This is a genomic window from Streptomyces sp. NPDC107454 (assembly GCF_055582885.1).
Genome location: NZ_JBVJPA010000026.1, coordinates 30,646 through 50,048 on the forward strand (window position 1 = coordinate 30,646; position 19,403 = coordinate 50,048).

At 69.3% G+C, this 19,403-nt stretch carries 16 protein-coding genes, 1 tRNA gene and 1 riboswitch; of the genes, 12 read left to right on the top strand and 5 right to left on the bottom strand.

The window, feature by feature from the left end; all coding sequences use genetic code 11:
- Positions 1-98 precede the first annotated feature (98 nt).
- From ACZ69M_RS45340 to ACZ69M_RS45375, 8 genes are all read left to right on the top strand, one after another.
- Positions 99-1,106, top strand: a complete 1,008-nt coding sequence (locus ACZ69M_RS45340) for a LysM peptidoglycan-binding domain-containing protein (RefSeq protein WP_470059524.1) — start codon at positions 99-101, stop codon at positions 1,104-1,106.
- A 183-nt stretch (positions 1,107-1,289) separates the two neighbouring features.
- Positions 1,290-1,453, top strand: a riboswitch (cyclic di-AMP (ydaO/yuaA leader).
- A gap of 4 nt (positions 1,454-1,457) precedes the next feature.
- On the top strand, positions 1,458-2,168 hold the full coding sequence (locus tag ACZ69M_RS45345; RefSeq protein ID WP_470059526.1) for a transglycosylase family protein: 711 nt from the start codon (positions 1,458-1,460) through the stop codon (positions 2,166-2,168).
- Positions 2,169-2,519: 351 nt separating this feature from the next.
- Complete coding sequence (eno, locus tag ACZ69M_RS45350) at positions 2,520-3,806, top strand: phosphopyruvate hydratase (protein ID WP_060897729.1); 1,287 nt, start codon at positions 2,520-2,522, stop codon at positions 3,804-3,806.
- Positions 3,807-3,906: 100 nt separating this feature from the next.
- On the top strand, positions 3,907-4,383 hold the full coding sequence (locus tag ACZ69M_RS45355) for an FtsB family cell division protein (RefSeq protein WP_470059527.1): 477 nt from the start codon (positions 3,907-3,909) through the stop codon (positions 4,381-4,383).
- A gap of 45 nt (positions 4,384-4,428) precedes the next feature.
- Complete coding sequence (locus ACZ69M_RS45360; protein ID WP_470059638.1) at positions 4,429-4,965, top strand: DUF501 domain-containing protein; 537 nt, start codon at positions 4,429-4,431, stop codon at positions 4,963-4,965.
- 321 nt (positions 4,966-5,286) lie between these two features.
- Positions 5,287-6,228, top strand: a complete 942-nt coding sequence (locus ACZ69M_RS45365) for a Ppx/GppA phosphatase family protein (RefSeq protein ID WP_470059529.1) — start codon at positions 5,287-5,289, stop codon at positions 6,226-6,228.
- A gap of 488 nt (positions 6,229-6,716) precedes the next feature.
- Positions 6,717-8,117 carry an NAD(P)/FAD-dependent oxidoreductase gene (locus ACZ69M_RS45370; protein WP_470059531.1) on the top strand — a complete coding sequence of 467 codons (1,401 nt, stop codon included), beginning with the start codon at positions 6,717-6,719 and terminating at the stop codon, positions 8,115-8,117.
- Positions 8,118-8,411: 294 nt separating this feature from the next.
- The gene (locus ACZ69M_RS45375; RefSeq protein ID WP_470059533.1) at positions 8,412-9,713 is read left to right on the top strand and encodes a class I SAM-dependent methyltransferase; all 1,302 of its coding nucleotides are present in this window, start codon (positions 8,412-8,414) and stop codon (positions 9,711-9,713) included.
- Positions 9,714-9,785: 72 nt separating this feature from the next.
- On the opposite strand, the gene ACZ69M_RS45380 is transcribed toward ACZ69M_RS45375, so the two are convergent.
- Together ACZ69M_RS45380 and ACZ69M_RS45385 are read right to left on the bottom strand one after the other, a co-directional pair.
- A complete protein-coding gene (locus ACZ69M_RS45380; RefSeq protein ID WP_470059535.1) occupies positions 9,786-12,314 on the bottom strand; it encodes an ABC transporter permease in 2,529 nt (842 codons plus the stop codon).
- A 191-nt stretch (positions 12,315-12,505) separates the two neighbouring features.
- The gene (locus tag ACZ69M_RS45385; RefSeq protein ID WP_352044385.1) at positions 12,506-13,276 is read right to left on the bottom strand and encodes an ABC transporter ATP-binding protein; all 771 of its coding nucleotides are present in this window, start codon (positions 13,274-13,276) and stop codon (positions 12,506-12,508) included.
- Between the two features lie 413 nt (positions 13,277-13,689).
- Between ACZ69M_RS45385 and ACZ69M_RS45390 the strand changes: the two genes are divergently transcribed.
- The 3 genes from ACZ69M_RS45390 (at position 13,690) to ACZ69M_RS45400 (ending at position 16,213) form a co-directional block, all read left to right on the top strand.
- Positions 13,690-13,772 (top strand) — tRNA-Leu (locus tag ACZ69M_RS45390).
- Positions 13,773-13,963: 191 nt separating this feature from the next.
- Positions 13,964-15,139 carry a 4-hydroxybenzoate 3-monooxygenase gene (locus tag ACZ69M_RS45395; protein ID WP_470059538.1) on the top strand — a complete coding sequence of 392 codons (1,176 nt, stop codon included), beginning with the start codon at positions 13,964-13,966 and terminating at the stop codon, positions 15,137-15,139.
- Positions 15,140-15,337: 198 nt separating this feature from the next.
- Positions 15,338-16,213, top strand: coding sequence for a Bax inhibitor-1/YccA family protein (locus ACZ69M_RS45400; RefSeq protein WP_095854246.1), 876 nt, complete (start codon positions 15,338-15,340; stop codon positions 16,211-16,213).
- A gap of 107 nt (positions 16,214-16,320) precedes the next feature.
- Here ACZ69M_RS45400 and ACZ69M_RS45405 read toward each other — a convergent pair whose 3' ends face one another.
- Positions 16,321-16,551, bottom strand: a complete 231-nt coding sequence (locus ACZ69M_RS45405) for a DUF4287 domain-containing protein (protein WP_054237274.1) — start codon at positions 16,549-16,551, stop codon at positions 16,321-16,323.
- Positions 16,552-16,654: 103 nt separating this feature from the next.
- Between ACZ69M_RS45405 and ACZ69M_RS45410 the strand changes: the two genes are divergently transcribed.
- Positions 16,655-16,966 carry a hypothetical protein gene (locus ACZ69M_RS45410; protein WP_470059540.1) on the top strand — a complete coding sequence of 104 codons (312 nt, stop codon included), beginning with the start codon at positions 16,655-16,657 and terminating at the stop codon, positions 16,964-16,966.
- Positions 16,967-17,021: 55 nt separating this feature from the next.
- On the opposite strand, the gene ACZ69M_RS45415 is transcribed toward ACZ69M_RS45410, so the two are convergent.
- Both ACZ69M_RS45415 and ACZ69M_RS45420 read right to left on the bottom strand, forming a co-directional pair.
- Complete coding sequence (locus ACZ69M_RS45415; protein WP_470059542.1) at positions 17,022-17,807, bottom strand: hypothetical protein; 786 nt, start codon at positions 17,805-17,807, stop codon at positions 17,022-17,024.
- A 285-nt stretch (positions 17,808-18,092) separates the two neighbouring features.
- Positions 18,093-19,313 (bottom strand): acetyl-CoA C-acetyltransferase, encoded by a 1,221-nt coding sequence (locus ACZ69M_RS45420; protein ID WP_054237276.1) that lies wholly within the window; start codon positions 19,311-19,313, stop codon positions 18,093-18,095.
- Positions 19,314-19,403: the final 90 nt, after the last annotated feature.

The window sequence follows — 19,403 nt, forward strand, 5'->3', positions numbered from 1 at the left end:
GCATCGACTTGTGACAAGTGTTCGGGTGCGGATACGTTCACTCGTCAACGCGACTCACACGTCGCGTAGTCACCTGCTGTCACGTGAAAGGCTTCCGCATGCTCTCCGGGAACGGCCGCCATCGTCGCCCCCGTCAGGCCCCGGCCCTCATCGTCGCGGCAGGAGTGACCGGATCCGCCATCGCGATCCCGTTGCTCGGTGCCACCAGCGCGAGCGCGGCCGACGGCACCACGTGGGACCGGGTCGCCGAGTGCGAGAGCGCCGGCCAGTGGAGTGCCGACAGCGGCAACGGGTATTACGGCGGGCTCCAGATCAGCCAGGCGGACTGGGAGAAGTACGGCGGCCTCGCCTACGCGTCGAGCGCCGACGAGGCCAGCCGCTCGCAGCAGATAGCCATCGCCGAGAAGCTCCTCGACCACCAGGGCCTCACCGCCTGGCCGACCTGTGGACCGCTCTCCGGGCTGAGCAAGAACTCGGGCAACATCCTGGTCGACACGGGCGTGGCGAACGACTCGTCCAGTACATCGGATTCATCCGGTTCCTCCGGTTCATCCAGTTCGTCCAAAACTTCGAACCCGTCGGCCTCTTCCGGCTCGAAGTCCGATTCGTCTTCGTCCGGCTCGTCTTCATCCGGTTCGTCCTCGAAGGCGACCGGGAAGGCGGCCGAGAACACGACGAAGGCCGACACCAGCGGCGACGCCCAGGGGTCGGACGGCTCCGACACGGATGCGTCGAAGAGTGACAACTCGGGCAACTCCGGCCAGGGTGGCGACTCTTCCGGCACGTCCGAGAACGCGACGACCGGTGCGGGGCGCCACCGCGGCGGCACCGCGGACGAGAACACCACCGACAGCGCCGTGGACGGCCGTAGCGACGACTCCTCCGGGCGGCATGCCTCGCGCGGCGCCGGCGCCTCCCGTGATGTCGTCGACGGCTCCTACGTCGTGCGCGCCGGAGACAATCTCTGGACCATCGCGGACGCCCTTGACCTCGAAGGCGGATGGGCCGAGCTGTACGACGCGAACAAGAAGACGGTCGGCGTCGACCCGAACCTCATCCTCCCCGGTCAGAGCCTTGCAGTTGGTGCCGAATCGGGCGAAAAGTAGGGGCAGTTCACGTCATGGTTCGCTGTGTAATGTCCGGTTTGGCGTGAGTGAGAGATGGATCTCAAAGGCCCTGATCGTCTTTGGAATTCAGCCGATCGACTGCTTACGGTCATGACCGCTCGCCACAGCGGGCCCCGACGGTCGTCAACGCCGAATCCTGCCAACGGCCGTACGGGAACAGTCGACGCGTCAGCGCCGTAGGCAGGAGCGGGGGACCCAAGGTACGCGCCGCGCCCGGTAGTTGACCGGGAGCGGCTTGGGGTGAAGCCGAGCGCTCAGAGCGCACGGCCGGGCACTCACCCGCCCGAACCCGACAGCTCACCTCGCAGGCGTCGGTGAGGGGATCTCTCCATGCTGTTTTCCAGCAAGGGCAAGCACCGCCGTCCGTCCAAGGCCACTCGTGTCGCCACGCTCGCCGGTGTCACCGGTGTCGCCATCGCCGCTCCGCTGATGGCGGCCGGCAACGCCTCCGCCGCCACCGCCTCCCAGTGGGACGCCGTCGCCCAGTGCGAGTCCGGCGGGAACTGGTCCATCAACACCGGCAACGGCTACTACGGCGGTCTGCAGTTCTCGTCTTCCACCTGGGCCGCGTACGGCGGCACCGCGTACGCCGCGACCGCCAACCAGGCGTCCAAGTCGCAGCAGATCACCGTCGGCGAGAAGGTCCTCGCCGCGCAGGGCAAGGGCGCCTGGCCGACGTGTGGCACGGGCCTGTCGAGCGCCGCGTACACCGGCGGTGCGAGCACCCCGTCGACCTCGTCTTCCTCGAACAGCTCCTCGTCGAACAGCTCGCCGAGCGCCGGCACCACCACCCGCTCGACGGACACCGCGGCCTCCCGTTCGGCGTCCCGCCCGGCCGCCCAGAAGACCGTCTCCACCCCGACCGGCAAGAAGGTCAAGAAGGGTGACGGCGAGTACAAGGTCGTCAAGGGTGACAGCCTCAGCTCGATCGCCGAGAAGAAGAAGGTCAAGGGCGGCTGGCAGCAGCTGTTCAAGCTGAACAAGGACATCGTCGCCGACGCCGACTTCATCTACCCGGGTCAGCAGCTGCACCTCAGCTGATGATCGGTAGCCTCACCCCAGCTGAATGACAGGTCCCACATAAAAGGGGTCTCCACACTGGAGACCCCGGTGAGGGTCGCCCCCGTCCCCACGGGCTCCCCGCTCCGGTGCGTGTTCCCCCGTACGCACCGGAGCGGGGTTTTTCGTCTCCGGCATTTCGTCTCCGGCATTTCGTGCGGAGCGTTTCGCACCCAGATTTCCGTACCCGTTTTTGTTCCGTTCTGGAACAATGTGTACGTTCAGTTCTGCCCAAGGGGTGGGCGACCGGCTGGCCGATCCCCCCGGGGCGGTTAGGCTCATGTCGCGAAGCCATCACAGGCTCCGCGTACCCGCGTCACATCCCAGAAGGAGATGCTCGTGCCGTCCATCGACGTCGTCGTAGCCCGGGAAATCCTGGACTCCCGAGGCAACCCCACGGTCGAGGTCGAGGTCGGCCTCGACGACGGCAGCACGGGTCGTGCCGCCGTTCCGTCCGGCGCGTCCACCGGCGCCTTCGAGGCCATCGAGCTGCGTGACGGTGACCCCAACCGTTACGGCGGCAAGGGTGTCGAGAAGGCCGTCCTCGCCGTCATCGAGCAGATCGGACCGGAGCTCGTCGGTTACGACGCCACCGAGCAGCGCCTGATCGACCAGGCGATGTTCGACCTGGACGCCACCGACAACAAGGGCTCGCTCGGCGCCAACGCCATCCTCGGCGTCTCGCTCGCCGTCGCGCACGCCGCCTCCGAGGCGTCCGACCTCCCCCTCTTCCGCTACCTGGGCGGCCCGAACGCGCACCTGCTGCCCGTTCCGATGATGAACATCCTGAACGGCGGCTCGCACGCCGACTCCAACGTGGACATCCAGGAGTTCATGATCGCCCCGATCGGCGCGGAGTCCTTCTCCGAGGCCCTGCGCTGGGGCGCCGAGGTCTACCACACCCTCAAGAAGGTGCTGAAGACCAAGGGCCTGTCCACCGGCCTGGGCGACGAGGGCGGCTTCGCCCCGAACCTGGAGTCGAACCGCGCCGCGCTCGACCTCATCCTCGAGGCCATCAAGCAGGCCGGATACATCCCCGGTGAGCAGATCGCGCTCGCGCTCGACGTCGCCGCGTCCGAGTTCTACAAGGACGGCAAGTACGAGTTCGAGGGCAAGTCCCGCTCGGCCGCCGAGATGACCGAGTACTACGAGGAGCTCGTCTCCGCGTACCCGCTGGTCTCCATCGAGGACCCGCTGTACGAGGACGACTGGGCCGGCTGGAACGTCATCACCGAGAAGCTGGGCGACAAGGTCCAGATCGTCGGCGACGACCTCTTCGTCACCAACCCGGAGCGCCTGGCCCGCGGCATCGAGGAGGGCTCCGCGAACGCCCTGCTCGTCAAGGTCAACCAGATCGGCTCGCTGACCGAGACCCTGGACGCCGTCGAGATGGCCCAGCGCAACGGCTTCAAGTGCATGATGTCCCACCGCTCCGGTGAGACCGAGGACGTCACCATCGCCGACCTCGCCGTCGCGGTGAACTGCGGCCAGATCAAGACCGGCGCCCCGGCCCGCTCGGACCGCGTCGCCAAGTACAACCAGCTGCTGCGCATCGAGGAGATCCTCGACGACGCGGCGGTGTACGCGGGCCGCAGCGCCTTCCCGCGCTTCAAGGGCTGACACCCGCGGAGGGTCAAGCCTTAGCCAGTCGTACGTACGTCCCCGTACCCGGTCCCGTACCGTGTCCGGGGACGTACGCGCGTGTGACGGGAGGCGGGACATGGCCGTGAAGGACCGGGACCGGTTCTCCACCGCGACCAGGCTGAAGCTGCTCGGCGAGCAGACGGCGGCCCGGGTCTACCGCTCGCAGACCAAGCGCCAGGCCCGCCGCTCACGCCTGACCGGCCGCGCCGCGCTGCTGGCTCTCGTACTCTGTTCTCTGATCGTGGCCCTCGCGTACCCGATAAGGCAGTACGTGTCCCAGCGCTCCGAGATCGCCGATCTGGAGCGACAGCAGGAGCGGGCCCGTGCCCGGGTCGAACAGCTGCGTGACCTCAAGGCGCGCTGGCAGGACGACGCGTACGCGAAGCAGCAGATCCGGGAACGGCTGCACTATGTGATGCCGGGCGAGACCGGATACGTCGTGATCGACCCGGACGCGGCGAAGCAGTCGCGTACGGATCTGGGGGCGGCAGCCCGCCCCTGGTACGCCAACGTCTGGGACGGCGTCGACAAGTCGGACCACTCCGACCGGTGACCTGACGACCGGTGAATCGAAGAAGAAAGAGACTTGAGCACAGGCATGGAAACGCCCCCGCCGCCCACCCCGCGCACCGAGCCGACCGACGCGGACGTCGAGGCCTTCAAACAGCAGCTCGGCCGGCCGCCGCGCGGGCTGCGGGCGATCGCGCACCGCTGTCCCTGCGGTCAGCCGGACGTGGTGGAGACGGCGCCCCGGCTGCCGGACGGTACGCCGTTCCCGACGACGTACTACCTCACGTGCCCGCGCGCGGCCTCCGCGATCGGCACGCTGGAGGCGGACGGCGTCATGAAGGAGATGACGGACCGGCTGGCGACGGATCCCGAGCTGGCCGCCGCGTACCGGGCCGCGCACGAGGACTACATCGCGCGGCGCGACGCCATCGAGGTACTGGCGGGCTTTCCTAGCGCCGGTGGGATGCCGGACCGGGTGAAGTGTCTGCATGTGCTGGTGGCGCACTCGCTGGCCGCGGGGCCCGGGGTGAATCCGCTGGGCGACGAGGCGATCGCGATGCTGCCGGAGTGGTGGCGCAAGGGTCCGTGCGTGGTGGCGGCGGAGCCGCCGTCCGAGGGGGAGTGAGCGGGCTGCGCGGCGTCCTCCCGGTGCGTGGTCTGTCTGCGGGTGGGTGGGGGCTGGTCGCGCAGTTCCCCGCGCCCCCCGGGGCGGGGCTTCGCCCCGATGTCCCGTGCGCCCGGAGTGCTTTGTCCGCGGGTGGGTGGGGGCTGGGCGCGCAGTTCCCCGCGCCCCCGGGGCGGGGCTTCGCCCCGATGTCCCGTGCGCCCGGAGTGCTTTGTCCGCGGGCCGGTGGGGGTTGAGCGCGCGGTTCCCCGCGCCCCCGGTACTCCGTGCGCCTCGGTCGTACGTCGTCGAAACGAATTCACGAGCAGGAGACAACAACCGATGACCAGGGTCGCCGCCATCGACTGCGGTACGAATTCGATCCGGCTCCTCGTCGCCGACGCGAACCCGGTGACGGGAGAACTCGTCGATCTGGACCGCCGGATGACGATCGTCCGGCTCGGCCAGGGCGTCGACCGCACCGGACGCCTCGCCCCCGAGGCTCTGGAGCGCACCTTCGCGGCCTGCCGCGAGTACGCGGCGATCATCAAGCGGCACGGCGCGGAGCGCCTGCGCTTCGTGGCGACCTCCGCCTCCCGCGACGCGGAGAACCGCGACGAGTTCGTACGCGGCGTGCTGGACATCCTGGGCGTCGAGCCCGAGGTCATCACCGGCGACGAGGAGGCCGAGTTCTCCTTCACCGGCGCGACCAAGGAACTGACGGGCCGGCACGACCTCGCCAGGCCCTACCTGGTCGTCGACATCGGCGGCGGGTCCACCGAACTGGTCGTCGGTGACGACCACGCGCGCGCCGCCCGCTCCGTGGACATCGGCTGCGTACGGATGACCGAGCGGCACCTCGTGCACGACGGGGTCGTCAGCGACCCGCCGACCCCCGCCGAGATCGAGGCCATCCGCGCCGACATCGAGGCGGCGCTCGACCTCGCCGAGCGGACGGTCCCGTTGCACGAGGCCCACACGCTCGTCGGCCTCGCGGGTTCGGTCACCACGGTCGCGGCCATCGCGCTGGACCTCCCCGCCTACGATTCGGCCGCCATCCACCACTCCCGCTTCCCGTACGAGAAGGTCCGCGAGATCACCGAGCGGCTGCTGGCCTCCACCCACGCCGAGCGCGCCGCGATCCCTTCCATGCACCCGGGGCGCGTCGACGTCATCGCCGCCGGCGCCCTCGTCCTGCTCGCGATCATGGAGCGGATCGGTGCGGCCGAGGTCGTGGTGAGCGAACACGACATCCTGGACGGGATCGCGTGGTCCATCGCCTGAGGGGCTGACCGGACGGGGCCGAGGGGTGCCGTTTCCGCGTACGGCTCATGAGGCGAGGGAGCCTTTACTACCCGCTGGTAGCCTCCCTTGAGCAGGTCGGATAACGTATGAGCGCGCCCAGGGGGCCATTCGGGCCCTCTCGGCGACACGCCGCCGGAAAACTTCGTGAAGTTCTTCACAAGGAATTCGGCCCTGTGGGGGGACGATGGGCCCCCTTGAGTGCTCCTGGGGTGCTCACCAGGCTCGGGAGGGTGCTCAACGGAGTGTTCCGGGAGTGTTTCCGGCGGGTGAAGCGGAGGGGTGGTTCGACCGGTTCGACACCCGGAGCGGCAGCTCAAGCGGTGTTGACAACGGTCGCCACTACACGGTGGTTCCCTCTCGCCGCCATGACCTGGGTCACGTGAGCGGCGCAGTGTAGCAGAGGGCCCACCCAAGCTTGTGAAGGGGCGCACGAGCGACCCTCCAGGGGCGGGTGGATACTCGATGGCATGAGCACCACGGAGCGTCCCAGGATCCTCGTAGTAGGCGGTGGGTACGTAGGCCTGTACGCAGCTCGGCGCATTCTCAAGAAGATGCGCTACGGCGAGGCGACCGTCACGGTCGTCGACCCCCGGTCGTACATGACCTACCAGCCCTTCCTCCCCGAAGCCGCCGCCGGCAGCATCTCCCCTCGGCATGTCGTCGTCCCGTTGCGACGCGTCCTGCCCAAGGCGGAGGTCCTCACCGGCCGGGTCACCACCATCGACCAGGACCGCAAGGTCGCCACGATCGCCCCCCTCGTGGGCGAGGCGTACGAGCTGCCTTTCGACTACCTCGTCATCGCGATGGGCGCGGTCTCCCGCACCTTCCCGATCCCCGGCCTCGCCGAACAGGGCATCGGTATGAAGGGCATCGAGGAGTCCATCGGCCTGCGCAACCACGTCCTGGAGCAGCTCGACAAGGCTGACTCGACCACGGACGAGGACATCCGCCGCAAGGCGCTCACCTTCGTCTTCGTGGGCGGTGGCTTCGCGGGTGCGGAGACCATCGGCGAGGTCGAGGACATGGCCCGCGACGCGTCGAAGTACTACACCAACGTGTCCCGCGAGGACATGCGCTTCATCCTCGTCGACGCCGCGGACAAGATCCTCCCCGAGGTCGGCCCCAAGCTCGGCCAGTACGGCAAGGAGCACCTGGAGGGCCGCGGTGTGGAGATCTACCTCTCCACCTCCATGGACTCCTGCGTCGACGGCCACGTCGTGCTGAAGAACGGCCTCGAGGTCGACTCCAACACCATCGTGTGGACGGCCGGCGTCAAGCCGAACCCCGTCCTCTCCCGCTTCGGTCTGCCGCTCGGCCCGCGTGGTCACGTGGACACCCAGACCACCCTCCAGGTGCAGGGCACGGACTACATCTGGGCCGCCGGCGACAACGCCCAGGTGCCGGACGTCGCCGCGCGCAAGGCCGGGGTCGAGAACGCCTGGTGCCCGCCGAACGCGCAGCACGCGCTCCGTCAGGCGAAGGTCCTCGGCGACAACGTGGTCTCCGGCATGCGGGGCTTCCCGCAGAAGGAGTACTCGCACGCCAACAAGGGCGCCGTCGCGGGTCTCGGCCTGCACAAGGGCGTCGCGATGATCGTCATGGGCAAGATGAAGATCAAGGTCAAGGGCCGTCTGGCGTGGTACATGCACCGCGGCTACCACGGTCTGGCGATGCCGACGTGGAACCGTAAGATCCGGGTCTTCGCCGACTGGACGCTCGCGATGTTCCTCAAGCGTGAGGTCGTCTCGCTCGGTGCGATGGAGACTCCTCGTGAGGAGTTCTACGAGGCTGCGAAGCCGGCTCCGGCTCCGGCCGCCGCCTCGGCTCCGGCCGCCGCCAAGACCGAGGAGAAGGCCAAGGCCTCCTGACCTCCGGTCACCTGTTCGTCCCTGAGGGACCTCCCGCCATCCGTGGTGCGGGGGGTCCCTTTGGCGTTGTTCGGCCGCGGGCCGGTGGGCGCCGGTCGTGCAGTTCCCCGCGCCCCTGAAAGCCTCGGGGCGCCCGGCGTTTTGGAGTGCGCGCCCCCTTTCACCCCCGCGAAAGAACATGGTGGGTACAAGTATTTTGCTCAGCTGTAACGCGGAAGGGGGACTGCGCGCGAGGCCGGTTGGTGTTTACGTGGTGTTGGAGCGTTCGGGAGTGTTGTCTCGGAGGTGTACGCCATGCAGGACGCCGCGCTGCGGCTGAAGAGCCTTGTCGAACAGTTGGTGGGGGCCCCGCTCCCGATCCGCATCCGCGCCTGGGACGGCTCGGAAGCGGGCCCTCCCGGCGCCCCCGCCGTTGTCGTCCGCAACCGGCGCGCCCTGCGCCGGCTGCTGTGGAAACCGGGTGAGGTGGGGCTCGCCCGGGCCTGGGTCGCCGGGGACCTGGGGGTGGAGGGCGACCTCTACACCGCGCTCGACCTGCTGTCGGGGCTCGTCTGGGACCGGGGCGAGGACGCGCGGGGCCTCGCGGAGGCCCTGCGTGATCCGGAGGTACGGGCCGCCGTGCGTGGACTGGTGAAGATGGGCGGCCTTCCGTTGCCGCCCAGCCCGCCCCCGGAAGAGATGCGCAGGCGCCGCCGCCACCTCCACACCAAGCGCAGCGACCAGCGCGCCATCAGCCACCACTACGACGTGGGCAACGACTTCTACGAGATCGTCCTCGGGCCCTCGATGGTCTACTCGTGCGCCTACTGGGAGGACGGCGGAACCCTCGAGGACGCCCAGCGCGACAAGCTGGAACTCATCGCGCAGAAGCTCGATCTGAGCCCGGGGCAGCGGCTCCTCGACGTCGGCTGCGGCTGGGGCTCGATGGCGATCCACGCCGCCCGTGAGCACGGCGTGAGCGTCGTCGGGGTCACGCTCTCGCACGAGCAGGCCGCGTACGCCCGTAAGCGGGTCGCGGACGAGGGGCTGACCGACCGGGTGGAGATCCGGGTGCAGGACTACCGGGACGTCGCCGACGGGCCGTACGACGCGATCTCCTCCATCGGCATGGCCGAACACGTGGGCGCCGAGCGCTACCTGGAGTACGCCGAGGTGCTGTACCGCCTCCTCAAGCCGGGCGGGCGGTTGCTCAACCACCAGATCGCACGGCCGCCCCGGCGGGACGAATCGGCGTACGACGTCGACGAGTTCATCGACGCCTACGTCTTCCCGGACGGCGAGCTCGCACCCATCGGCACGACCGTCACCCAGCTGGAACGCGCCGGGTTCGAGGTCCGCGACGTCGAGTCGATCCGCGAGCACTACGCCCTCACGCTCCGCCGCTGGGTCACCAACCTGGAGGCGCAGTGGGCGCGGGCCGTGGCGCTCACGGGTCCGGGCCGCGCCCGTGTCTGGCGTCTGTACATGGCGGCTTCCGCGGTCGCCTTCGAGCGCAATCGCATCGGCGTCAACCAGGTACTGGCGATCAGGACCCCCGAGCCCTCCGGCGCCGCCGGAATGCCCCTGCGGGCCAGGACCTGGAACCCGGCCCACTGACACTGGTCCGCCGACGACCGGGGCCCCGTTCCGATCCGGAACGGGGCCCCGACGCTCGTGACCGGTTCTCCGCTACTCCGACTTGATCGCCGACAGCATGTTCAGGCGGGACGCCCGGCGGGCCGGCCACAGCGCGGCCAGCACGCCGACCGTGCCCGCGAGGAGCAGGAAGAGAGCCATCCGGCCCCAGGGCAGGACCAGTTCGTACGTCGACATCTTGCTGCCGACGAGCTCGCCGGCCGCCCAGCCGAAGAACACGCCCAGGCCGATGCCGAGCACGCCGCCGAAGAGCGAGATGACCAGGGACTCCAGGCGGACCATCCGCTTGATGCCCTTGCGGTCGAGGCCGATCGCGCGGAGCATCCCGATCTCCTGGGAGCGCTCGAAGACCGACATGGCCAGGGTGTTGATGACACCGAGGACGGCGACGATGACCGCCATGGCGAGCAGGCCGTACAGCATGTTCAGGATCAGGGTGAACATCGTCGCGATGCCGTTGGAGATGTCCTTCTTGTCCTGGACCTGGACGGCCGGGTTGTCGCCGAGGGCCTTCTCCAGCTTGCTCTTGGTCGCGTCGGACGTGCCGTCGGCCGTCTTCACCATGACCTGCATGTCGGCGACGTCCGTCAGGTGCGGGGAGAGCGTCGCGTTGTCGACCATGATGCCGTTGATCATCATGTTGCCCTGGTAGATCCCGACGACGGTCAGGCGCTGCTTCTTGCCGTCCTCGTAGGAGACCGAGAGGTCCGAACCGGCCTTCCATCCGTGCGACTTGGCGGTGTCGTCGTCCACGACGACCTGCGTGCCGCCGACCTTGAAGGCGCCCTCGTCGAACGTGAGGTCGGTGAGCTTGGCGATGGACTCGCCGTTGACGCCCGCCAGCACCTCGGACTTGCCGTCGATGCGCGAGGGGGAGGTGCGCAGCGGGCTGGTGTCGGTGACACCGTCGAGGGTGGAAAGGGTCTTCGCCACGTCGGGGGAGAGCGAGTTGCGGTTCGCCATGGACACGATGTAGTCCGCCTTGATCGCGGAGCTGGCCATCTTGTCGATCGACTTCTGCAGGCTGCCCGCCATCACCGTCATACCGGTGATCAGGGTGAGCCCGATCATCAGGGCGGAGGCGGTGGCGGCCGTACGGCGCGGGTTGCGCACCGAGTTCTGGCGGGCCAGCTTGCCGGAGACCCCGAAGACACGGAGCACCGGGGCCGCGGCCGCGATCAGAGGGCGGGAGAGCAGCGGGGTCAGCACGAAGACGCCGATGATGAGGAGGACCGCGCCGAGACCCATCGGGGCCTGGCCGTCCGAGCCGCTCATGGTCGTCGCGTACAGGACGACGGCGACGCCGGCCGCGGCGAACAGGGCGCCGAGCGTGTTCCGTACGACCAGGGACTTTGTCGTCGCCTGCGCGTGCACGCTGCTCATCGCGGCGACCGGCGGGATCTTCGCGGCGCGACGGCCGGGCAGCCAGGCGGCCAGCATGGTGATGAGGATGCCGACGAGCAGGGCCGTGGCGATCGTGCCGGGCGAGATCACCAGCGGGCCGTCGGGGACGGTGGCGCCGAGCGAGCCCATCAGCGAGCGCATGCCCGCGCCGATGCCGATGCCCGCGAGCAGACCCGCCACCGCGGCGACCGCGCCGACGACGAAGGCCTCGACGAGCACGGAGCGGGTGACCTGGCGGCGGGAGGCGCCGACGGCGCGCAGCAGGGCGAGTTCCTTGGTGCGCTGGGCGACCAGCATGGTGAAGGTGTTGGCGATGATGAACGTACCGACGAACAGTGCGATGCCCGCGAAGACCAGCAGGCCCGTCTTCATGCCGCTCATCGCGGAGGCGATCGCGCTCGCCTGGTCGTCGGCGAGCTGCTTGCCGGTGGTGGTGGAGGCGACGCCCTTCGGGACGACCTGGTCGAGGGCGGCGCGCAGGGCGGTCTGGCTGGTGCCGGACGCGGCCTTCACGTCGATCTCGTCGTACTCGCCGACGCGGTGGAAGAGCTGCTGCGCGGTCGCCGTGTCGAAGAGGGCGAGGCTGCCGCCGGCCGCGACATTGCCGTCGTCGGTGGTGAAGACGCCGGCGACGGTGGGAGCGAGGACGGGGCCGTCGACGGACAGCCGTACGGTGTCGCCGACCTTGTAGCCCGCGCGCCTCGCGGTCTCCGAGTCGATCGCGACCTCGTTCTTGCCCTGGGGCGCGTGGCCGCTGGTCAGCGGGTAGCGGGCGTCCTTGGTGCCCCAGTAGTTGCCGCCCTGCGACTGGAAGCCGCTGCCGACGAGTTTGCCGTCCTTGTCCGCTATCGCGGTGAAGCCGGTCACCACGCCCATGGTGGTGCCGGCGCCGGGGGCCTTGGAGGCCTTCTCCAGCAGTGCCTGCGTGAGCTTCTGCTCCTTGCCGACCTTGTCGCCCTTGTCGTCCTGGGTCTTGGGCTGGATGGCGACGTCCACCTGGCCGAAGCCCTTGGCGGAGCTCTTCTGGTAGGCGTCGGAGATGGTGTTGGTGAAGACCAGGGTGCCCGATACGAACGCCACGCCGAGCATTACGGCGAGCACGGTCATCAGGAGCCTGGCCTTGTGCGCGAGCACGTTGCGCAAGGCGGTTCGGAACATGGGGTTTCTCAGTCCAGGAGGGTGAGGCGGTCGGCAGGCGGAGGGTGTGGCCTTGTGCGCGGGCCGGTGAGGGCTGCTCGCGCGGTTCCCCGCGCCCCTGAGGGGGCGCTGCGCGCATCTTCAGCCCGTCCGGCGCTCGCGGACGAGGCCGTTCAGGCCGATGCGGGGGTCCGGAGGGCGGACGCCCTCGGTCAGCTGGTGCGGCCCTTGGCGTCGAACTGCTTCATGCGGTCCAGGACGGAGTCCGCCGTCGGTCCGTACACCTCGTCCACGATCCGTCCGTCCGCGAGGAAGACCACCCGGTCCGCGTACGCAGCCGCCACCGGGTCGTGGGTCACCATCACCACGGTCTGCCCCAACTCCCGTACCGAGTTGCGCAGGAAGCCCAGCACCTCCGCACCAGAGCGCGAGTCGAGGTTTCCGGTCGGCTCGTCGCCGAAGATGATGTCGGGCCGGGAGGCGAGCGCGCGGGCGACGGCGACGCGCTGCTGCTGGCCGCCGGAGAGCTGGGAGGGCCGGTGGCTGAGGCGGTCGGAGAGACCGATCATCGTGATGACCTTGTCCAGCCACTCGCGGTCGGGCTTGCGGCCCGCGATGTCCATCGGGAGGGTGATGTTCTCCAGGGCCGTCAGCGTCGGCAGCAGGTTGAACGCCTGGAAGATGAAGCCGATCTTGTCCCGGCGGAGCTTGGTGAGCTGCTTGTCCTTGAGGGAGCCGAGCTCGGTCTCGCCGATGCGCACGGAGCCGGAGGAGAAGGTGTCGAGGCCCGCCACGCAGTGCATCAGCGTGGACTTGCCGGACCCCGAGGGGCCCATGATCGCGGTGAACTCGGCCTGCCGGAAGTCGACGGAGACCCGGTCGAGGGCGACCACCTGGGTCTCGCCCTGTCCGTAGACCTTCGACAGTTCCGTGGCGCGGGCGGCCACGGTGGTGGCCCGGTCGGCGAGGGGCGTGGTGGTCACGGGAGGGTGCTCCTGTCGGGACGACGGTGTTTCTGGGGACGTGTCCCATCCTCGCGGCCGTTCGGCGCCTTGGAGTCAGCCGCTGTTCTGGTTCCGGGGGCAGCCTCGGGTCGGACCGCGGGCGGTCTTGTCATACCTGGGGATGAGGGCGCGCCCTGAGTGCTCCCTGAGTGCTTCCCGAGCGCCGTACGGGTACGACTCCTGTGGGTGCGTCCGTTCGGACGGTGAAATTCCGTCATTCCGTATACGCGGGTCTGTGCCGCCCGAAAGGCTATTGGCAAGTGCGGATGGCCCGTACCGGGGGCTGATGCACCCTCAGACGTCAATAAAATAAGACAACATCGGTTCGCTCGTCCGCTGTTCGAGGGATGCGCCCCGATAGGCTCGGAACCTCAATGCGGAGCCCATGGCCTGCCCGGATGGTGGAATGCAGACACGGCGAGCTTAAACCTCGCTGCCCCTCGCGGGCGTACCGGTTCAAGTCCGGTTCCGGGCACCTCCGACCCTTCTGTCCTTTTGCGTCCCTCGGGGGCGTCTTCGGCGACTTCATCGTGAACCGTTGACAGCAAGCGCGTGCCGTCGCAGACTCGCGTCAGAAAATGGTGAAGTAATTTTCACCAGACGAACAAGCCCGTCGGGCGAGCAAGCCGGACTGCGGGCTGAGCGGAACGCGAAGGGGCGTGCCGGATGCGAACCACCGTCGGAATCATCGGAGCCGGGCCGGCCGGCCTGCTGCTGGCGCGGCTGCTGCACAACGCGGGGATCGACTCCGTCGTGCTGGAGAGCCGCGACCGGGCCTACGTCGAGCAGCGCCAGCGCGCCGGGATCCTGGAGCAGGGGACGGTGGACGTGCTGCGGGCCGCCGGGGCCGGCGGCCGGATGGACCGGGAGGGGCTGCGGCACGACGGGATCGAGCTGCGGTTCGCGCGGGAGCGGCACCGGGTCGACTTCCCCGCCCTGACCGGCGGCAGCTCCGTCATGGTGTACGCCCAGACGGAGGTCTGCAAGGACCTCATCGCGCTCCAGCTCGAGGAGGGCGGCCCGCTGCTCTTCGAGGCCGAGGCGCTGGCGGTGGAGGGGGCGGAGAGCCAGCGGCCGCGGGTCCGCTTCCGGCACGAGGGGCGCGAGGACGTACTGGAGTGCGACTACGTCGTCGGCTGCGACGGGTTCTGGGGGGTGGCCAGGCGGGCGATACCCGCCGAGCACTCCCGCGTGTTCGAGCGGACGTACCCCTTCAGCTGGCTCGGGATCCTCGCCGACGTGCCGCCCTCCCACGACGAACTGGTCTACGCCCGCCACGACCGCGGCTTCGCCCTGCTCAGCATGCGCTCGCCCGCCGTCTCCCGGCTCTACCTCCAGGTGCCCGAGGGCACGGACGCCGGTTCGTGGGCGGACGAGGAGATCTGGGACGAGCTGGAGCGGCGCTTCGAGACCGCCGACGGGTGGAGTCTGGAGCGCGGGGCCATCACCTCCAAGTCCGTCACCCCGATGCGCAGTCACGTCCACGAGCCCATGCGGCACGGGCGGCTCTTCCTCGCCGGGGACGCCGCCCACATCGTTCCGCCGACCGGCGCCAAGGGACTCAACCTCGCCGTCGGCGACGTGGTGACGTTCGCCCGCGCGTTGGTCCACCTGGAGGAGACCGGATCGGCGGAACGTCTCGACGCGTACTCCGAGACCTGTCTGCGCCGCGTCTGGCAGGCCGAGCGGTTCTCGTACGACATGACCACCCTGCTGCACCGCGCCCCGGACGCCACCCCCTTCGAGGACCGCGTCCAGCTGGCCCGGCTGCGCCGGATCGCCACTTCACGGGCGGCCGAGACGGACCTGGCGGAGGGTTACACCGGGTTTCCCCTGGACTGATCGCCGCCAGAGCCCCGAGACCCCGCCCAGCAGGGCGTAGGGGGCCTGTCACGGCTTGGTACCAGTGCGCGCGGGCCGGGAGACACGCGCGTACCTTGGCAGCGTGAGGGAAAGATCCTCCCCAAGCAGTAGGGTCAATCCTTTGCCTACCCATTACCCTTGAGCCAAGGCCACGCACGGTGGCCATGGAGGAGTGAAATGAGGAGCAGCAACCCGGTCTTCTCGCGACGGGGGTTCAGCCGCGACAACGGCTACGCGGGCTTCAACGCGGCGCCGCAGGCCGGGGGACCCGCTGTCGGCACGCAGGCCAACCCGTACGCCCAGGGCAACCCGTACGCGCAGAACCCTTACGCCCAGCAGGACCTGCAGCACGGCGCACCGCCGCAGGCCCCGGTCTCCACCGGCCGGATGACGATGGACGACGTCGTCATGCGCTCGGCCATGACGCTCGGCACCGTCACCGTGGGCGCGATCCTCGCCTGGGCGCTGCTTCCGGTGTCCAGCACCAGCTACGGGCTCGCCATCGGCGCCGCGCTCGTCGCGTTCGTCCTCGCGATGGTGCAGTCCTTCAAGCGCACGGCCTCGCCCGCGCTGATCCTCGGTTACGCCGCCTTCGAGGGCGTCTTCCTCGGGGTCATCAGCGAGATGTACAACAGCCGGTGGAGCGGCGCGCCCTTCCAGGCCGTGCTCGGCACCATGGCGGTATCCGGAGCGACCCTCCTCGTCTACAAGGCGGGCTGGGTCCGGGTGACCGCGCGGTACGCGCGCATCGGTATGACCATCGCGATCGCCTTCGTGGTCGTCACGGCGGTCAACCTGCTGCTCGTCGTCTTCGGCGTGGCCAACGACGGCGGACTGCGCAGCATGGGCCCGCTGGGCGCGATCGTCGGCATCCTGGCGATCCTGATCGGCGCGTTCTTCCTGACCCTCGACTTCAAGCAGATCGAGGACGGCATCGCGTACGGCGCGCCGAAGGAGGAGGCCTGGCTGGCCGCGTTCGGCCTGACCATGACCCTCGTGTGGATCTACGTCGAGATGCTGCGTCTGGTCGCCATCTTCAGCGGCGACGACTAGCCGACCCCGCCGGCCGAACGGGCCGGTGACCGACCTGAAGGGCCCGCGAACCGACGGTTCGCGGGCCCTTTGCCATGGGGATGCCTGGTCCTGGTGGTGGTGCGCGCTCAGAGCAGTTTGCGCGCGGCCCTCCTCAAGTCGTACTCATGAATGATCGCCTTGGCGTGGCCGTACGCGAGATTGTGCTCGGCGCGGAGCCAGCTGACCTTCTCCTCGAAGCGGAAGAGAGCGGGGCCTTCGTCGACGGTGCGCAGCCAGTCGGACACTTCACGACCGGTGCAATGGGGAATGCGGGCGAGCAGATTGCGGTGGGTCTCCTGGGAGAACACTTGGGACATCGGCGCCTCCGGACGCAATGGGGTGTAAGCCGGTCCTTCACGCCACGGTGCCTGAGGGTTCGGTTGTTGGCAACAGTCCCGTCGCGGCGCGTAGTCTCGCGGCGTGCTTGATACGACGCCGCTGACCCGAGCCGTGGACCACTTCGCCGACCGGTTGCGGGCCGCACCGCAGAGCCGGCTGCAACGGGGGGCCGCCGCGGAGGCGCTGGGGCTGGCCAGGGAGTTGGCACGGTGGGCGCAGCGTGTGGAGGACCCCGCGGCTGAGCCCTTGGAGATGCCGGACGCGGGGATGTTCGCCGTCGCCGATCAAATCACCGTCGCCGCGCATGATGTGGCGGTCGTCCTGAAAGACGAGCGGGAGCTCGCGGAGGCGTTGATGTTGGTGGAGGAGGCGCAGAAGAGGGCCGGGGTGTGACGCCGGTTCAGGGACCTGCGGGGGCCTACAGGGGCCTTCAGGGACCCGCGGGGGCCTACAGGGACGCTATGACCCTGTCCGCCAGGATGTAGATGCTCTCCTCGCCGCAGGCGAAGGTCAGGGCGTAGGCGCCGGAGACGCCGGAGCCGCCGAGGAGGACCGGGGATTCACCGGCGCGCAGGGCCGCGGCCAGCCGTTCGGCGGTTTCGCGGTGGCCGGGGGTCATGCACAGGGTCGTACCGTCGGCGAAGACGTAGACGTCGAGGGTGCCGAGCGGGCCGGGGCGGACGTCCGCCAGCTCCGTGCCGGACTCGGCGAGCTCCTCCAGGCAGGACACCGTGCGCTCGTGGTCGTTCACGACGGGTGACTGGACCGGGACGAAGTCCGGGTGCGAGGGGTGACGGCGGCGGGCCGCGGCCAGTTCGGGCGAGTCACCGGCGAACTCGTCGGCGTCGAGGCCCGCCTCGGTGACCGGCTCCAGGGACTCCAGGCTCAAGAAGTCCGACTCGCGGGGCATGAACAGTTCGCTGTCGGGCAGACCGAGCAGCGAGGGCGCGTCCGAGACGTCACGTGCCTCCTGGGCCGCCCAGAACGCCCGTGCCTCGGCGAGCTCACGCTCCCGCTCCTCGGCGAGCGCGTCGGCGACGGCAGCGCGTATCTCGTCCGTGTCCGCGGCCGAGCGCGCCGCCGGTACGAGGCCGTGCGGGACGGTCGTGGCGCGGGTCTCGGCCAGCTCCTTGTGCAGGGCCGCGACCTGCCGGCGCAGGCCCTGAAGGGTGCGCAGAACGGCGACGCCCACAGCCGCGGTCGCGGCGGTGGTGAGCAGCAAAGCAATTGGCATGGCGCTCACTGACGTACTCCCGGTTCAAAGTCGACCCCCCGACTTCCTACATCAGCTTGAAGGGCGGACCATCCCGCTGTCAGTGCGTAACGTCACGAATAGGACAGGACTTTGGCCCTCGGGTTTAGCTGAGTAGCGGCTCTGACCTGCGTAAATCGCTCTCCAGGGGGAGATAGGTCACATCTTGGGGGGGATTGGATCACAAATCGGCCCAGAGTCCCGGTGGTTACTGGGCTCTGGGCCGATTCGGTCACGCTGGGCTCAGTGGTGATCACCCGTACGGAACTAGCTGAGGCGCTCGATGACCATCGCCATGCCCTGGCCGCCGCCCACGCACATCGTCTCCAGGCCGAACTGCTTGTCGTGGAACTGGAGGGAGTTGATGAGGGTGCCGGTGATGCGGGCGCCGGTCATGCCGAAGGGGTGGCCGACGGCGATCGCGCCGCCGTTCACGTTCAGCTTGTCCAGCGGGATGTTCAGGTCGCGGTAGGAGGGGATCACCTGGGCGGCGAAGGCCTCGTTGATCTCGAAGAGGTCGATGTCGTCGACGGTCAGGCCGGCGCGCTGGAGGGCCTGCTTGCTGGCCTCCACCGGGCCGAGGCCCATGATCTCGGGGGAGAGGCCGGTGACGCCGGTCGACACGATGCGGGCGAGCGGGGTGAGGCCGAGCTCGCGGGCCTTCGTGTCGGACATGATCACGAGGGCGGCGGCGCCGTCGTTGAGGGGGCAGCAGTTGCCGGCCGTGACCATGCCGTCGGGGCGGAAGACGGGCTTGAGGCCCTGGACGCCCTCCAGCGTCACGCCCGCCCGCGGGCCGTCGTCCTTGCTGACGACCGTGCCGTCGGGGGTGGTGACCGGGGTGATCTCGCGCTCCCAGAAGCCGTTCTTGATGGCTTCCTCAGCGAGGTTCTGGGAGCGGACGCCGAACTCGTCCATGTCCTGGCGGGTGACGCCCTTGATGCGGGCGAGGTTCTCGGCGGTCTGGCCCATCGCGATGTAGGCGTCCGGGACGAGGCCGTCCTCGCGCGGGTCGTGCCAGGTCGAGCCCTCGGACTGGGCCACGGCCTCGGTGCGGGCCTCGGCCTCCGCGAAGAAGGGGTTGCGCGTGTCGGGGAGGGAGTCGGAGTTGCCCTTGGTGAAGCGGGAGACCAGCTCGACGCCGGCCGAGATGAAGACGTCGCCCTCGCCGGCCTTGATGGCGTGCAGGGCCATGCGGCTCGTCTGGAGGGACGAGGAACAGTAACGGGTGATGGTGCAGCCCGGGAGGTGGTCCATGCCCATCTGCACGGCGACGATGCGGCCGAGGTTGTTGCCCTGCTCGCCGCCGGGGAGGCCGCAGCCGAGCATCAGGTCGTCGATGTCCTTGGGGTCCAGCTCGGGGACCTTGGCGAGGGCGGCCTGAATGATCGTGGCGGTGAGGTCGTCCGGGCGGAGGTCCTTGAGGGAGCCCTTGAAAGCGCGGCCGATGGGGGAACGGGCGGTCGAGACGATCACGGCTTCGGGCATCACGGCTCCATGGGCGCTATGGGGTGGACGGGCAGGGCTGCTTGGGAAGTTACCCGCCCGTACCGCCCGGGTCACCGCTCCGACGGTGTG

Bases quoted from the DNA above. Each gene is read 5' to 3' on its own strand.
- ACZ69M_RS45340 (WP_470059524.1), top strand. From the start codon at position 99: ATGCTCTCCGGGAACGGCCGCCATCGTCGCCCCCGTCAGGCCCCGGCC.
- ACZ69M_RS45345 (WP_470059526.1), top strand. From the start codon at position 1,458: ATGCTGTTTTCCAGCAAGGGCAAGCACCGCCGTCCGTCCAAGGCCACT.
- eno (WP_060897729.1), top strand. From the start codon at position 2,520: ATGCTCGTGCCGTCCATCGACGTCGTCGTAGCCCGGGAAATCCTGGAC.
- ACZ69M_RS45355 (WP_470059527.1), top strand. From the start codon at position 3,907: ATGGCCGTGAAGGACCGGGACCGGTTCTCCACCGCGACCAGGCTGAAG.
- ACZ69M_RS45360 (WP_470059638.1), top strand. From the start codon at position 4,429: ATGGAAACGCCCCCGCCGCCCACCCCGCGCACCGAGCCGACCGACGCG.
- ACZ69M_RS45365 (WP_470059529.1), top strand. From the start codon at position 5,287: ATGACCAGGGTCGCCGCCATCGACTGCGGTACGAATTCGATCCGGCTC.
- ACZ69M_RS45370 (WP_470059531.1), top strand. From the start codon at position 6,717: ATGAGCACCACGGAGCGTCCCAGGATCCTCGTAGTAGGCGGTGGGTAC.
- ACZ69M_RS45375 (WP_470059533.1), top strand. From the start codon at position 8,412: ATGCAGGACGCCGCGCTGCGGCTGAAGAGCCTTGTCGAACAGTTGGTG.
- ACZ69M_RS45380 (WP_470059535.1), bottom strand. From the start codon at position 12,314: ATGTTCCGAACCGCCTTGCGCAACGTGCTCGCGCACAAGGCCAGGCTC.
- ACZ69M_RS45395 (WP_470059538.1), top strand. From the start codon at position 13,964: ATGCGAACCACCGTCGGAATCATCGGAGCCGGGCCGGCCGGCCTGCTG.
- ACZ69M_RS45400 (WP_095854246.1), top strand. From the start codon at position 15,338: ATGAGGAGCAGCAACCCGGTCTTCTCGCGACGGGGGTTCAGCCGCGAC.
- ACZ69M_RS45405 (WP_054237274.1), bottom strand. From the start codon at position 16,551: ATGTCCCAAGTGTTCTCCCAGGAGACCCACCGCAATCTGCTCGCCCGC.
- ACZ69M_RS45415 (WP_470059542.1), bottom strand. From the start codon at position 17,807: ATGCCAATTGCTTTGCTGCTCACCACCGCCGCGACCGCGGCTGTGGGC.
- ACZ69M_RS45420 (WP_054237276.1), bottom strand. From the start codon at position 19,313: ATGCCCGAAGCCGTGATCGTCTCGACCGCCCGTTCCCCCATCGGCCGC.